Raw genomic sequence first — 13180 nt, 5'->3', positions numbered from 1 at the left:
CATACATAATGATTTAAAAGTATGCATTATAAAAACATAAAAAAGATTCTGTCGACATTCGGAATATTGATTTTCTTTCTTCCCTTTTTTCAGATGTGTTCTGATGAAACTCTAAAATCAAGGCCAGCAATTTTTAAAAATCAATCAGATTCCCAAGATCAATTGGAGAAAAATGCCGCTTTTGATAAAGCCAAAAAGAATGCGACTTTAACTGGTTATAATTTAGCACTGGATTTTGAAATTTCACCGTTGTCAATATTTACGGTAATTATGTTTCTTAATTTCATTATTTGGGTTTTCACACTGCGAAATTTCGAAATTTCGATGCTTACGTTTTTAAATATGCTTTTGTCTTTGATTGCTCTTATTGTATTGTGTTTTACAATTCCTTTTGGGCAACTTCGATATGGAATATTTTTATTTCAATTGAATTCGTTGCTTCTTTTTTATTTCGTTTGGAAAGAAGAATGAAAAGATTGGTCAAATAAAAAAGATTTCTGAAAAATTGAACGGCCTATTTCTAAAAATCACAAAAAGAAATTATTCCCCTTGTAATTTTCGTACCTAAAAAACCCCATTTTATACCTAATCCCTGATTACGTGCTGAATCAGGGTGTTTTTGAATATATTTTTGCCTCTCAAATCTAAATTAAATAATTTATGAAAAAGAGATGCTTTAGAAGATTATTATACGTTACTACTTTAATAATAATTGTTTTTATCAGTGTTTTTACATGGGCAGATAATGAATTAAATAAAGTCTTAGGTAAATCAACAAAGCTCATAAATATTTCTTCAATTGTTAAACCATCTGCAGAAACTCTAATAAAAAATATAAATGTCCTTTCTGAGGATTGTTCTTATTTTGAAAAGAATCAAGATGTGCTTATTAAAGATGGAATAATAATTAAACTTGAAAAAAATCAATTGCAGGATAGCAGGATTACCATTATTGACGGAACCGGAAAATTCCTAATTCCGGGTCTTGTGGACAGCCATGTTCATTTAAAAGAAAGCAAGAATGATTTGTTTTTGTATTTAGCAAATGGTGTAACTTCTATCAAAGAAATGGCTGGAAGCGATGCAATTTTAGAATGGAGAAAAGAAATCTTAAATAATAGTATCGGGCCACGAATGTTTATTGCTTCTCCGCCCATATTTAGCGAAAGCGGATTAACAGGTTATTATTACAGCTGGACGAGACATTCCATTAATTATTCCACTCAAAAAGATGCTGAAAAAGCGATCAAAAGTATAAAAGAACAGAGTTATGATGCCATTAAAATGTATGGTTTTGTTAATCCTGAAATGTTTAAGACCACAATAGCAATTGCCAAAAAACAAAACATTCCTGTTATTGGTCATATTCCGTTAGTTAATTTAGAAACGTTTTATCAATCAGGTCAAATTGAAGTGGCTCATGTTGAGGAACTAACTATCAAGACTATTGATGAATTTGGAAAATCAATCTCTAAAAATCCGAAAGAATATCTTCAGTTCTTAAAAGTACGTTCTGGCCAAATTGCAAAAAGGCTCAGAGAGAATAGCATAAGTGTTACTTCGACGGTTTGGCTTTGTGAAAGTTTTTCAAGTCAAAGATTTGATTTAACAGCCAAACTTCGAGATATAGAACTGCAATACGTTAATCCAAAGATTATTGAAGGAACACCGCTTTACAAATTAGGCTGGCTACCTGGTGAAAATGGTTATGAATATGATGGGAAAGATGATGATAAAGCCAAAAAGTTATCCAGAATTTTTTGGAACACTTATGCCGAAGCGATTCATATTATGACAAAAGCACTGGTAGCTAATAAAGTTATAATTATGGCTGGAACAGACGCGAATGTAGCCACTGTTGTTCCTGGGTTTTCACTTCACGATGAATTAGAATCTTTATCTAAAATCGGAATGACAAATTCGCAAGTGCTTTATTCAGCAACCGTTGCGCCAGGCAATTGGATGAAAAAAAAGACCGGAAAAATAAAAGCAGGATATAAAGCTGATTTGGTTTTGCTTGCAAAAAATCCATTAGAAAATATTACAAATACAAAAACTATTGAATATGTTTTTTTTGATAAACATAGAATCGATAAAGTCCAAATAGGAAATATTCTAAAAGCTATAAAAGATGTAAATGATCAAAATAGAAATGTGAAGATTGATGAATATTTATGAATAAAAAAAAACTCCTTAATTTCTTAAGGAGTTTCTTGGTGGGCGATGAGGGGTTCGAACCCCCCGACCCTTCCGATGAAAAATCGGAATGCTGAGGACCAGCTGAGCTACTCTTTGTTTCTAATTAATTCTTGGATTTTAATTCTGCTTTTCCAAGAATTGATTTGTAATTCTCTTTTGTGTGCAATTTCTTTGGTTTCGTAGCTCTCAGTATAAACTACTTTCCAATCATTTTCGTTTCCTGTAAAACCTTTGCTTTTTTGATTGTGACGAATTAGTCTTTCTTCTAAATTAGAAGTAAATCCAATGTAGAATTTGTTCTTGCTTTCGCTAAATAAGATATAAACAATAAAATTCATGAAATGTACATAAAGCAAAAAACTCCAAAATCAAGTGACTTTGGAGTTTTTGGAATTCTGTGGGCGATGAGGGGTTCGAACCCCCGACCCCCTCGGTGTAAACGAGGTGCTCTGAACCAGCTGAGCTAATCGCCCTATTTTACTAGGTTGCTATCGTTTGTGATTGCGAGTGCAAATATACGCTAGTTTTTGAGTTCTGCAAAGAAAACACACTAAAAATTTAAACTTTTTTTAATGTGTTTTCTATCTTACTGAGGCAGAAAATGTTATAAACGTAAATTTTTTAGGTATTTTTTATTTTGAAACTGAAGGAACGTTCCTGTAGATGTAATCGCTGTGTTTTCCGGTGAAAGATTTTTCCAATTCATCAAAAAAAGCATCGGCATCTTTTTCATTTGGCCACGTCGATTTGATAAGCTCGTCTATTTTATCACTTGATTTTTCCATATCGGCTAGAGAATCATAATAAAAAACTTCAAGAAAATCGGTGCTATTTGAACCCCATGAATGTCTTAAAGGATAATAGGCTTTTATGTAAGGATCTTTAAAAGTGATTTTGTCATTGAATTCTTTTGCTTTTTTTGAATCTCCTTTCATACTCAGTTGAGATTTTCGCAAATAAACAATCATTGGTTTTTTAGTTTCGTCTTTGTAGTCTTTCCTACCAATAGAAGTTACGCTTTGATAAATCTCATCAGAATGTACAGGAGTGTAAAAAGAATCATATTTTTCAAAAAATGCTTTTCTGGATTTTTCATCAGGCCATCCTTTTTTAATTAAATCATCGCTGACAGCGTTTGCTTTTTCAATGTCTTCCCAAGTTCTGTAAACGTTGACCAAAGCAATTTCAGTATTGTCCTCAGTGTAATAATGAGTGATAATCTCTGATCCAATAATAAGGTCATTTTTGCTGGTAACTTTATCAAAGTATTCCTGTTCTGCTGCTTTCCAATCTTTGGCCTTCAATTTAGAATCCAAATTTCGATGTAAAGTGGTTACTGTAATAAATACAGGTTTTTCCGCGTCTTTTTCCTGCGCGCTGACTTTTGCGCCAATAAGAATCATCAATATGATGATCCCTATAGCAAGGGTTTTTCTCTTTTTCATGTTTTAAATTTGTATTGGTTATTAAAAAAACTTTAACAAATTTAAAACATTAAAAATCAAGTAGTTATAAAATTAGTATGAATTTTAAAGGGTGTTTTTCCCCAAATTTTAACTTTCGTTATTTAATGGGAGTTCAGCGACAACAAACGTACTTCCGCCAACGTATATAAAATCATTTTTTGTAGCGTTTTTCTTTGCATCTAAAAAAGCTTTTTCAACCGAATCGTATTTTTCTCCAATTAAATCATACTTTTTGGCTGTATCTTGCAGTATTTCAGTACTTAATCCCCTAGAAGAATCGGGTTTGCAGAAATAATAATGTGCTTTTTTAGGGAAAAGGGGTAAAATCGAATCCAAGTCTTTGTCATTTACAACACCCAAAACAATGTGTAAATTATCATAAGTTTCTTTTTGAAGCTGATTCATAACTACAGACAAGCCATGTTTGTTATGCGCTGTGTCGCAAATAATTTTCGGATTCTCGCCAAGCTGTTGCCATCTACCTTGCAAGCCGGTATTTTTTACAACACTCAATAATCCTGATTTAAGGCTTTCTTCAGAAACTTTAAAATCAGTAGTTTCATTTAAAATTTGAATCGTCTGCTGAACAGTTTTCTTATTATGAAACTGATAATCTCCAATTAAATCGGATGGAAAAACTTCTGAAATCAAATCAGAAGCAAAATAAATTGGTGCTTTGTTTTCTTCGGCTTTCGCCAAAAACACAGGCTGTGTTTCCTTTGTATATTCGCCAATAACAACCGGAACATTTGGTTTTATAATTCCGGCTTTTTCACCGGCAATCAAAGCTGGCGTATTTCCAAGAAACTGAGTGTGATCTAAATCTATATTCGTAATTACGGAAATTAAAGGCGTAATAATATTAGTTGCGTCTAATCTTCCGCCCAAACCAACTTCAATAATCGCAATATCAACTTTTTCGGCAGCGAAATAATCAAAAGCCAAACCAACCGACATTTCGAAGAAACTCATATCATTGGCTTCAAAAAAGTTTTTGTGTTTTCCAATAAATTCAATTACAAAATCTTCTGAAATTTCCTCGCCGTTAATTCTGATTCTTTCTCTAAAATCTTTTAAATGCGGCGAAGTGTACAGTCCAACTTTATATCCGGCTTCCTGCAAAACCGAAGCCAGCATGTGCGAAGTAGAACCTTTTCCGTTTGTTCCGGCAACGTGAATGCATTTTAAATGATCTTGCGGATTATCAAGATGTGCAGCCAGTAATTTAATATTGGTTAAATCTTCTTTATAAGCCGAAGCGCCCTGCAGCTGGTACATTGGAAGTTGATTAAACATCCAGTTTGTAGTCTCTTGATAGTTCATTTATTTTGGATAAAATGGTTGTCGATTGAAATAAATTTCGATTTTTGTAGTTTAATATTACAGCGAAAATTATCTTTAGTGCAAATTTCAAATAATTTTTAGAATTAATCATAAAAACCAGAATTAAAATATGTTTAGCTTCATTCAATTACAAACAGATACCATCGCAAAAGCAGCATCTAACGTAGTTATCGAAAAAATTGCTCCAAATAACGAAATCTCAGTTTTAGACTTTATCTTCAAAGGAGGTGTATTCCTTATTCCAATTGCTATTTTATTGTTTTATACGATCTATGTTATTTTTGAGCGTTATATGTACATCAGCAAAGCATCAAAAATCGACAGTCGTTTGATGCAAGATGTTGGAGATAAATTGAATGCAGGAAATATTGAATTAGCAAGAACTATTGTTGAAAGAAGCAATACAGCAGCCGGAAATATCTTGAAAGAAGGAGTTTTAGTAATTGGAAGACCAATTGCAGAAATCGAATCAAATATGGACCGCGCCGCTGATATTGAAATTGGTGAAATGGAAAAGCATTTAGGTCATCTTGGACTTATCGCAGGTATTGCACCAACGCTTGGTTTTATTGGAACAATTTCAGGAGTTATTAAAATTTTCTACAGTATTTCGGTTACAGAAAATATCAGTATCGGAAACATTTCAGGAGGTTTATATGAAAAAATGATCAGTTCAGGTTCTGGATTAATTGTGGGTATTATTGCGTATTCTGCTTACCACTTATTAAACGGAAAAATTGATAATTTCGCCTTGAAAATTCAGAAACAAATATTAGAATTTGTCAATATAATTCAAAGAGCATAAGCTATGTCGATTAAAAGAAAAAGAAGATTTCACGCTGAGGTTGCCACTTCATCATTAAGTGATATTATGTTTTTCCTGCTGTTGTTTTTCTTAATTATTTCAACGCTGGCAAATCCTAATGTGATTAAAATGACGTTGCCGAAAGCTAAAGCAAATGAAAAGACAAATAAGCAATTAATCAGTTTATCAGTTACTGAAGATAAAAAATTCTACATTGATAAAGAACCGGTTGATTTTGAAAATCTGGAAACCAGTTTAATGACTAAAATTGGTACAGACAAAGAACAAACAGTCGTAGTCCGAATTCCGTTTAATTTACAAGTTCAGGATTTAGTAGATGTTTTACAAATAGGAGTGAAGAACAATTTGAAGTTTGTCATTGCAACCAGTCCGAAGTAAAATTATCATTAGGGCGTGACCACAATAAAAAAATGGGCGAATCAGCAAAGTGTTGATTCGCCCATTTTTTTATTGCGGTCGTCCCGATAATTATCGGGAGCGCTACTTCGGTAGCTTGCTCCTATCCCTCACGCGGAATAACATAATCTTATTCATCGCGAGAAATGACAACTAGAATAAAAAAATGCTTTCTGAAAATATTTCAGAAAGCATTTTTTTATTAGTGTAAATCCTTGAAATTCGTGTTTTAATTCAAACTAAAATTATAAGTAATAGTTCCAGTTTGTGTAACGGGAGCATCACTATCTGATTCCCATTTTGTATTCATTGCAGCTATTTTTGCTTGTTCCAGTAAACACGGTGCTCTATTATCTGTTCCTTTGATTACGGTTGCACTTATAGTTTTTCCGTTTCGATCGACTTTAACTTCAACTACAACTTTTCCTTTTTCGTTACAAGTGTATTTGGGTGCAGGTGTAGATAAAGCTTTGCGTCCATTTAAAGTATACCCTGATCCTCCGCCAGAACCTGGACCGCTTCCTGGACCATTACCATCTCCTTTCCCAGGCCCATTTCCTTTTCCGTCTCCTCCGCCTTTTCCTCCGCCTGAACCATTGTCACCATAATAAGCTTTCGAATTTAAATCCCCATTTGGCTTTCCTTTATTTCCAGAAACTTTATCATCGCCATCACCGCCTTTGCTAGATCCTTTTAAAATGCTAGACAAAGCATCGTTTGTTGAGTTGGAAACCTTTGGCTTTTCAGGAACAGGTTTTTGTATCGGTTTTTCAACGGGAACAGGTTTTTTCGGTTTCTCTTTTGTCGGAATAACTACGTCATTATCTGTAGTTGTATTTTCCTGTGAAATTATCGCTTCTTCTTCAGGAGTTGCTTTAGCAGGAGCTTGTTTTACATTATTTTTTACCTCCAGAACTTCGCTTTTGTAATTAGCGCCAGAACCCAAATCGCTATCACCAAAATTTACCGTAACGCCACCACCGCCACCGCCGCCATCAGCAAGTGCAACGTTGTTTTCCGGATTATATGGAGGCCAAAAACGTATAAAAAACAATAATAAAATAATTACTGCATATATAGCCGTTGTGTATAGTAACGATTTCTTTTGGTCCGAAGAAATAGTGGAACTCATTTAATTCTGAATTTTGAAATGTATTATTTTAAAAACGTTTAAAAGTAGTAAAAATTGTTTAGAAAGAAAGGGGAAAATTTAACCGTAATCCCGATAGCTATCGGGAGCAAAGGTTTACCCAAGGTTGTAAAGCTATTTGTTTCTGAATCTTGCAAAGTCGCAAAGTTTTCTTTGCTACTTTGCGAGAAATAAATTAGCGTTCCTTGCGTAAATCTTTGCGTGCTTTGCGGTAAAAAAAAACGAGCTAAATAATTTAGCCCGTTTTTAGAAATAAAGTATAAAATAGATTATACTAGCTGTTTCAATGCAATTTCAAAAGCAGTTGCACTAATATTTGTTTTTGATGAACTTAAAGCATGTGCTTTAACAATCGCATTTTTTATAATTTCTGAAGTATCATTAAAAATAGCCTCATCTGTCATTTGAACTTTCTTTTCCATGAAATAAGCAAAAACTCTTGCCATTCCGCAGTTTGAAATGAAATCCGGAATCAAACTTACTTTATGATCCACTTCTTCCATAATCGATCCGAAGAAAATTTCTTTATCAGCAAAAGGAACGTTTGCGCCACATGAAATTACTTCTAGTCCGTTTGCAATCAAATTATCGATTTGTGCCTGAGTTACTAATCTTGAAGCTGCGCAAGGCGTGAAAATTTCAGCACCGATTGTCCAGATTTTAGAATTAATTTCTTCAAACGGAATCATATTTTCGGCAACTAATTTGTTTCCGTCTTTATTTAAAAACAACGTTCTGATTTCTTCAAAAGAAAAACCTTCTTCTTTAATCAATCCTCCGTCACGGTCAATAATTCCGATAACTTTTGCACCCATTTCAGCTAAATAAAAAGCAGCTGCAGACCCAACATTTCCAAATCCCTGAACGATTGCTTTTTTACCTTTAATTTCTCCACCATAAGTAGCATAAAAATGACGAACCGCTTCGGCAACGCCATAACCTGTAATCATATCGGCAACAGTATATTTTCTTGTTACATCTGGTGAAAATTTTGGATTTTCAATCACTTTGATAACACCTTGACGTAATTGTCCAATTCTATTGATTTTATCAGCTTCTGTTGGTTTAAAATGTCCGTTGAAAACACCTTCCTGCGGATGCCAAACACCGCATTCTTCTGTCATCGGGATAACTTCGTGAATTTCATCAACATTCAAATCACCTCCAGTTCCATAATAACTTTTTAATAAAGGTGAAACTGCTTTGTACCAACGTTGCAAAACACCTTTTTTACGAGGATCATTTGGGTCAAAATTAATTCCAGATTTTGCGCCTCCAATTGCAGGTCCGGAAACTGAAAATTTAACTTCCATTGTTTTAGCCAATGATAATACTTCATTCATATCCAGGCCTTTTCTCATTCTTGTTCCTCCTCCTGCAGCTCCTCCACGAAGTGAATTGATTACAGTCCATCCTTCGGCTTCTGTTTCAGAATCTTTCCAGTTAAAAACAATTTCAGGTTCCTTATTTTCAAATTGTTGTAATAAATCTTTCATTTTGTTGTGATATGTTTATTTTGCGTAAAAGTATAAAATAGAATAATGCGAATAATGTATTTTATTGCAAATTTAATGAAAGAAAAAAAAGAAAGCCGAAAACTATAAGGTTTTCGGCTTTTGGATTTCGAATTTTTTTAAGAAATTCTGAATTATATTCCTAATAAGTGTTTTTTCAAAGTTTCGTCAACTGGTTTGTCTGAAAGCCAGATTCCGAATAATGCTTGTTTGAAATCAAATCCTGTAATTTTTCCTTTTGGAACATCATTTTTGATAACACTAACAGTTTGATCAAGCGGGTTGTAAAATAAAATAAATACATCTTTTTCTGTGATAGCATCACTTAAAAATGTTTTGAACTCCTCAATTCTCGGGCGCAAAGCCTCAAGATTGCTTCCTGCAGATTTTTCAAAACCTGTATTCATTGCTTTTGTTAATTTGTTTGAAGAAACCATAGAAGAGGTGATTTCAATTCTCACAGCCATTTCAGTATCGCTATCGATAATGAATTTTGGGTCTTGGCTTAATTGTGACAAATAAAGTGCCTGAACATAAACTTCCAACCACATTTTTGATCTTCCGCCAGCACCATTTAGCTGCATTGTTTTATTTTGAACTTCAATTTTTCTTGGAACTGTAACGCCGTTTACTTCAAGTTGAGTTTGTGCAGAAACAGTCGAAAATTGCACGCTGAAAATGAGTGCAAATAATAGTAAAATCTTTTTCATACTTCTATCGATAATTTTTGTTTTTTGGCAAAAATACTTTTAATTTCTAAATTTTGCTCTCTAAAAATACATGTTTTTTATTAAACTAACGCATTTTTTTTATTTGTATTTATTTCATTATCAATTTAGTAAGACTTGTTTTACGTACATTTACGTGTTTCAAAACCGGTTGCGCACTTTTTTATCTAAAATTTACTAAAACTTTATAAATAATGTCTTTTTGATGTGCAATTATATTCTTAAATTTTAAAGAAATCCTTGAAGTATTACTGTTAGTTTTTTGAAAATGCCGAATTATTACGAAAACGTTATCGTAATTATTGCTGATCTATTAATTTTATATGCATGCATTGTTAATTTGACTTTTAACATTTATCTTTGAAAGCCTTTTTTAAAGCAAAAAAATATAAAAAACACAAAAAACAAATTATTTCCATCAGCGAAAATTTTTCGATTTTGGTTTTAAAAAACAATAAACTAACAAAGAATATGGATTTTAATCTTACCGAAGAGCATTTAATGATTCAACAGGCTGCCAGAGATTTTGCTCAAAACGAATTGCTGCCTGGTGTTATTGAACGTGATGAAAAACAAATTTTTCCGACAGAACAAGTAAAGAAAATGGGACAATTAGGTTTCATGGGAATGATGGTTGATCCGAAATACGGAGGAAGCGGACTTGATGCTATTTCGTATGTAATTGCTATGGAAGAAATTTCGAAAGTTGATGCATCAGCTTCTGTAGTTATGTCTGTAAATAATTCATTAGTTTGCTGGGGATTGCAGGAATTTGGAACTGAAGAACAAAAACAAAAATATTTACCAGGTTTGGCGTCAGGTGAAATTCACGGAGCTTTTTGCTTGAGTGAACCAGAAGCTGGAAGTGATGCAACTTCTCAAAAAACAACTGCAGTTGATATGGGAGATCATTACTTAGTAAACGGAACGAAAAACTGGATTACAAATGGAAACACGGCTTCAGTATATTTAGTAATTGCGCAAACGCATCCGGAGAAAAAACATAAGGGAATCAATGCGTTGATTATGACTAAAGATATGCCTGGTTTTTCTATTGGTCCAAAAGAACAAAAAATGGGAATCCGTGGATCTGATACACATTCATTAATGTTCAGTGATGTAAAAGTTCCAAAAGAAAATAGAATTGGCGAAGACGGTTTCGGATTCAAATTTGCAATGAAAACCTTGGCTGGAGGAAGAATTGGTATTGCTTCTCAAGCTTTAGGAATTGCTTCTGGAGCTTACGAATTGGCTCTTAAATATTCTAAAGAGCGTAAAGCTTTCGGAACAGAGATCTGCAATCATCAGGCAATCGCTTTTAAATTGGCAGATATGGCGGTGAATATTGAAGCAGCACGTCATTTATGTATGAAAGCAGCTTGGGATAAAGATCAGCATAAAAACTACGATGTGAGTGGTGCAATGGCAAAATTATTTGCTTCGCAAGTTGCAATGGATACTGCTGTTGAAGCTGTTCAAATTCATGGTGGAAATGGATATGTAAAAGAATATCATGTTGAACGTATGATGCGCGACGCAAAAATCACTCAGATTTATGAAGGTACTTCTGAGATTCAAAAAATTGTAATTTCAAGATCAGTTATCGCCGGATAATTTCTCTTAAATATATTTCAAAACCCTTTCAGGCTTTCTGCTTCGAAAGGGTTTTTTGTTTAGATGTTAAAATTGCTACATTTACATCAAGAAAATTTATTCTATGTATGAAGATTTAAAATATTGGTACTTGCGGGATCATAAATTGTTTAGAACGCTGAGCTATTCTCAAATCAAACAATTGTGTATTATTACCGGTTTTAAAAAAGCATCAAAAGGAGAAATTATTTATTTTTCTTCTTCAGATGTGCCTCGTATCTTTTTACTTAAAAAAGGAAATATCAAAATTGTTTCTATCGATGACGATGGAAATGAAACGATAAAAGATATCATTCAAAAAGGAGATTTATTTGGCGAATTGACTTTAGAAACAGATAATAAAGTCGAAGAATATGCGAAAGTACTTTCAGACGATGTTGCAATCTGTAGTTTTTTAATGTCTGACTTTGAAGATTTATTATTAAGAAATCCGACTTTGGCACTTTCATATACCAAATTTGTTGGTTTGAAAATGAAGCGCATCAAAAACAGTTATTCTAATTTGATTTCTAAAGATGCTAAAACCAGATTGTATCAATTTCTAAAAGACTGGGCAGAGAGTGAAGGAGCTGTAAACGGAAATTCAGTTACGATCGAAAATTATTTAACCCAAAATGATATTGCTCAAATTATTTGTACTTCCAGACAAACAGCTACACAATTGCTGAATGAAATGGAGGCGAATCAGCTGTTAAGTTATAACAGAAAAGAAATTATCATTCAAGATATTACCAAATTATAATTATTTTAAGCGAAGTGTAAATTAGCCGACATTTTGCTTTTTCATAGTACAATAATTTTACATCATCAAAAAGATGTAAAACCACTACACTATGAAAAAAATGCTTTTTATTTTTTTAGCAGCTTTTACTTTAGCTGTTAATGCGCAGAACACAATTCCTAAATCTGCGGTCGATATTGCTCCTTTATTAATAGGAGAGAAAATTCCAGACATTATTTTAAAATCATCTGAAAATGCAGATGTAAATATTTCAGATTTACTTAAAAAGAAAAAAACAGTTCTGATTTTTTATCGCGGTGGCTGGTGTCCGTATTGCAATTTACATTTGCAGTCATTGGCTGAAGCTGAAAAACAAATCATCGACTTAGGTTATCAAATTATAGCCATAAGTCCTGATTCTCCAGAAAATTTAAAAATAACAGAAGAAAAGGATAAAGTAAAATACACCTTACTCTCTGATTCAAAAGGAGAATTGATAAAAGCGGCAGGAATCGCTTATCAAGTTCCGGAAAACTACAAAACAGTTATTAACGTACATTCTAATGGAATCAATACCAGTTTACTGCCTGTTCCTTCTGTTTTTGTACTTAATACTGAAGCTGATATACTTTTTGAATATATCGCGCCAGATTTTAAACAACGTATCTCTGCAGAATTATTAGTGTCAGTATTAAAAAACCTTAAATAAAAGTAAAGATGAAAAAGCTAGTATTATTGTTATTGATTTTAGTTTCAGCTAGTTCATTTGCTCAAAATGATGCCAAAAGAGTTAGCCAGTATAATTTAGAAAATAAAGTAGGTATTCAGGGTTATGATCCAGTTGGATATTTTAACCAGGGAAAAGCAATTAAAGGAAAAAAAGAAATTTCAACTTCGTATCAGGGAGTGACATACAATTTTTCATCAGCTGAAAATAAAAATGCCTTTTTGAAAAACCCATCAAAATTTGAACCTCAATATGGCGGATGGTGTGCGTACGCAATGGGAAGTGCAGGTGAAAAAGTAGAAATTAATCCGGAGACTTTTAAAATTGTTGACGGCAAATTGTATCTGTTTTACAACGCATATTTTAATAATACTTTGAAAAGTTGGAACAAAGATGAAGCGGAGTTAAAAGTTAAGGCAGATAACAACTGGAAAAAAATATACAAATAACCCGAAG

Annotated in this window: 14 protein-coding genes and 1 tRNA gene; 8 read left to right on the top strand and 7 right to left on the bottom strand. The window is 33.1% G+C overall.

The window, feature by feature from the left end:
- Positions 1-21 precede the first annotated feature (21 nt).
- Complete coding sequence (locus FN795_RS19015; RefSeq protein WP_142452060.1) at positions 22-471, top strand: hypothetical protein; 450 nt, start codon at positions 22-24, stop codon at positions 469-471.
- 189 nt (positions 472-660) lie between these two features.
- The gene (locus FN795_RS19010) at positions 661-2178 is read left to right on the top strand and encodes an amidohydrolase family protein (RefSeq protein ID WP_142452059.1); all 1518 of its coding nucleotides are present in this window, start codon (positions 661-663) and stop codon (positions 2176-2178) included.
- A 107-nt stretch (positions 2179-2285) separates the two neighbouring features.
- On the opposite strand, the gene FN795_RS19005 is transcribed toward FN795_RS19010, so the two are convergent.
- The 4 genes from FN795_RS19005 to FN795_RS18990 all read right to left on the bottom strand — a co-directional run bounded on the left by FN795_RS19005 (position 2286) and on the right by FN795_RS18990 (position 4988).
- Positions 2286-2537: a GIY-YIG nuclease family protein gene (locus FN795_RS19005; protein WP_142452058.1), complete on the bottom strand. Its 252-nt coding sequence runs from the start codon at positions 2535-2537 to the stop codon at positions 2286-2288.
- Positions 2538-2597: 60 nt separating this feature from the next.
- Positions 2598-2672: transfer RNA gene (locus FN795_RS19000), tRNA-Val, on the bottom strand.
- A gap of 159 nt (positions 2673-2831) precedes the next feature.
- A complete protein-coding gene (locus tag FN795_RS18995; RefSeq protein WP_142452057.1) occupies positions 2832-3644 on the bottom strand; it encodes a hypothetical protein in 813 nt (270 codons plus the stop codon).
- A 108-nt stretch (positions 3645-3752) separates the two neighbouring features.
- Complete coding sequence (locus tag FN795_RS18990; protein ID WP_142452056.1) at positions 3753-4988, bottom strand: bifunctional folylpolyglutamate synthase/dihydrofolate synthase; 1236 nt, start codon at positions 4986-4988, stop codon at positions 3753-3755.
- Between the two features lie 130 nt (positions 4989-5118).
- Between FN795_RS18990 and FN795_RS18985 the strand changes: the two genes are divergently transcribed.
- Both FN795_RS18985 and FN795_RS18980 read left to right on the top strand, forming a co-directional pair.
- Positions 5119-5814 (top strand): MotA/TolQ/ExbB proton channel family protein, encoded by a 696-nt coding sequence (locus tag FN795_RS18985; protein ID WP_035650588.1) that lies wholly within the window; start codon positions 5119-5121, stop codon positions 5812-5814.
- Positions 5815-5817: 3 nt separating this feature from the next.
- Complete coding sequence (locus FN795_RS18980; protein WP_134150421.1) at positions 5818-6213, top strand: ExbD/TolR family protein; 396 nt, start codon at positions 5818-5820, stop codon at positions 6211-6213.
- A gap of 247 nt (positions 6214-6460) precedes the next feature.
- Here the strand turns inward: FN795_RS18980 and FN795_RS18975 are convergent, their stop codons facing one another.
- The 3 genes from FN795_RS18975 to FN795_RS18965 all read right to left on the bottom strand — a co-directional run bounded on the left by FN795_RS18975 (position 6461) and on the right by FN795_RS18965 (position 9605).
- Positions 6461-7363, bottom strand: coding sequence for an energy transducer TonB (locus FN795_RS18975; RefSeq protein WP_142452055.1), 903 nt, complete (start codon positions 7361-7363; stop codon positions 6461-6463).
- Between the two features lie 287 nt (positions 7364-7650).
- The gene (locus FN795_RS18970) at positions 7651-8877 is read right to left on the bottom strand and encodes a Glu/Leu/Phe/Val dehydrogenase dimerization domain-containing protein (protein WP_035650584.1); all 1227 of its coding nucleotides are present in this window, start codon (positions 8875-8877) and stop codon (positions 7651-7653) included.
- 152 nt (positions 8878-9029) lie between these two features.
- Positions 9030-9605: a chalcone isomerase family protein gene (locus FN795_RS18965; protein WP_142452054.1), complete on the bottom strand. Its 576-nt coding sequence runs from the start codon at positions 9603-9605 to the stop codon at positions 9030-9032.
- A gap of 489 nt (positions 9606-10094) precedes the next feature.
- Between FN795_RS18965 and FN795_RS18960 the strand changes: the two genes are divergently transcribed.
- The 4 genes from FN795_RS18960 (at position 10095) to FN795_RS18945 (ending at position 13173) form a co-directional block, all read left to right on the top strand.
- Positions 10095-11237, top strand: a complete 1143-nt coding sequence (locus tag FN795_RS18960) for an acyl-CoA dehydrogenase (RefSeq protein ID WP_142452053.1) — start codon at positions 10095-10097, stop codon at positions 11235-11237.
- 103 nt (positions 11238-11340) lie between these two features.
- Positions 11341-12018 (top strand): Crp/Fnr family transcriptional regulator, encoded by a 678-nt coding sequence (locus FN795_RS18955; RefSeq protein ID WP_142452052.1) that lies wholly within the window; start codon positions 11341-11343, stop codon positions 12016-12018.
- 91 nt (positions 12019-12109) lie between these two features.
- Complete coding sequence (locus FN795_RS18950; protein ID WP_142452051.1) at positions 12110-12706, top strand: peroxiredoxin-like family protein; 597 nt, start codon at positions 12110-12112, stop codon at positions 12704-12706.
- Positions 12707-12714: 8 nt separating this feature from the next.
- Entirely contained in the window at positions 12715-13173 is a 459-nt protein-coding gene (locus FN795_RS18945) for a YHS domain-containing (seleno)protein (RefSeq protein WP_142452050.1), read from the top strand.
- The last annotated feature ends 7 nt before the right edge of the window (positions 13174-13180 follow it).

It is taken from the genome of Flavobacterium resistens (assembly GCF_900182645.1).
GTDB lineage: Bacteria > Bacteroidota > Bacteroidia > Flavobacteriales > Flavobacteriaceae > Flavobacterium > Flavobacterium resistens.
Note: the sequence above shows the minus strand (reverse complement) of the source record. Positions and strands in the feature narration are given on the sequence as shown.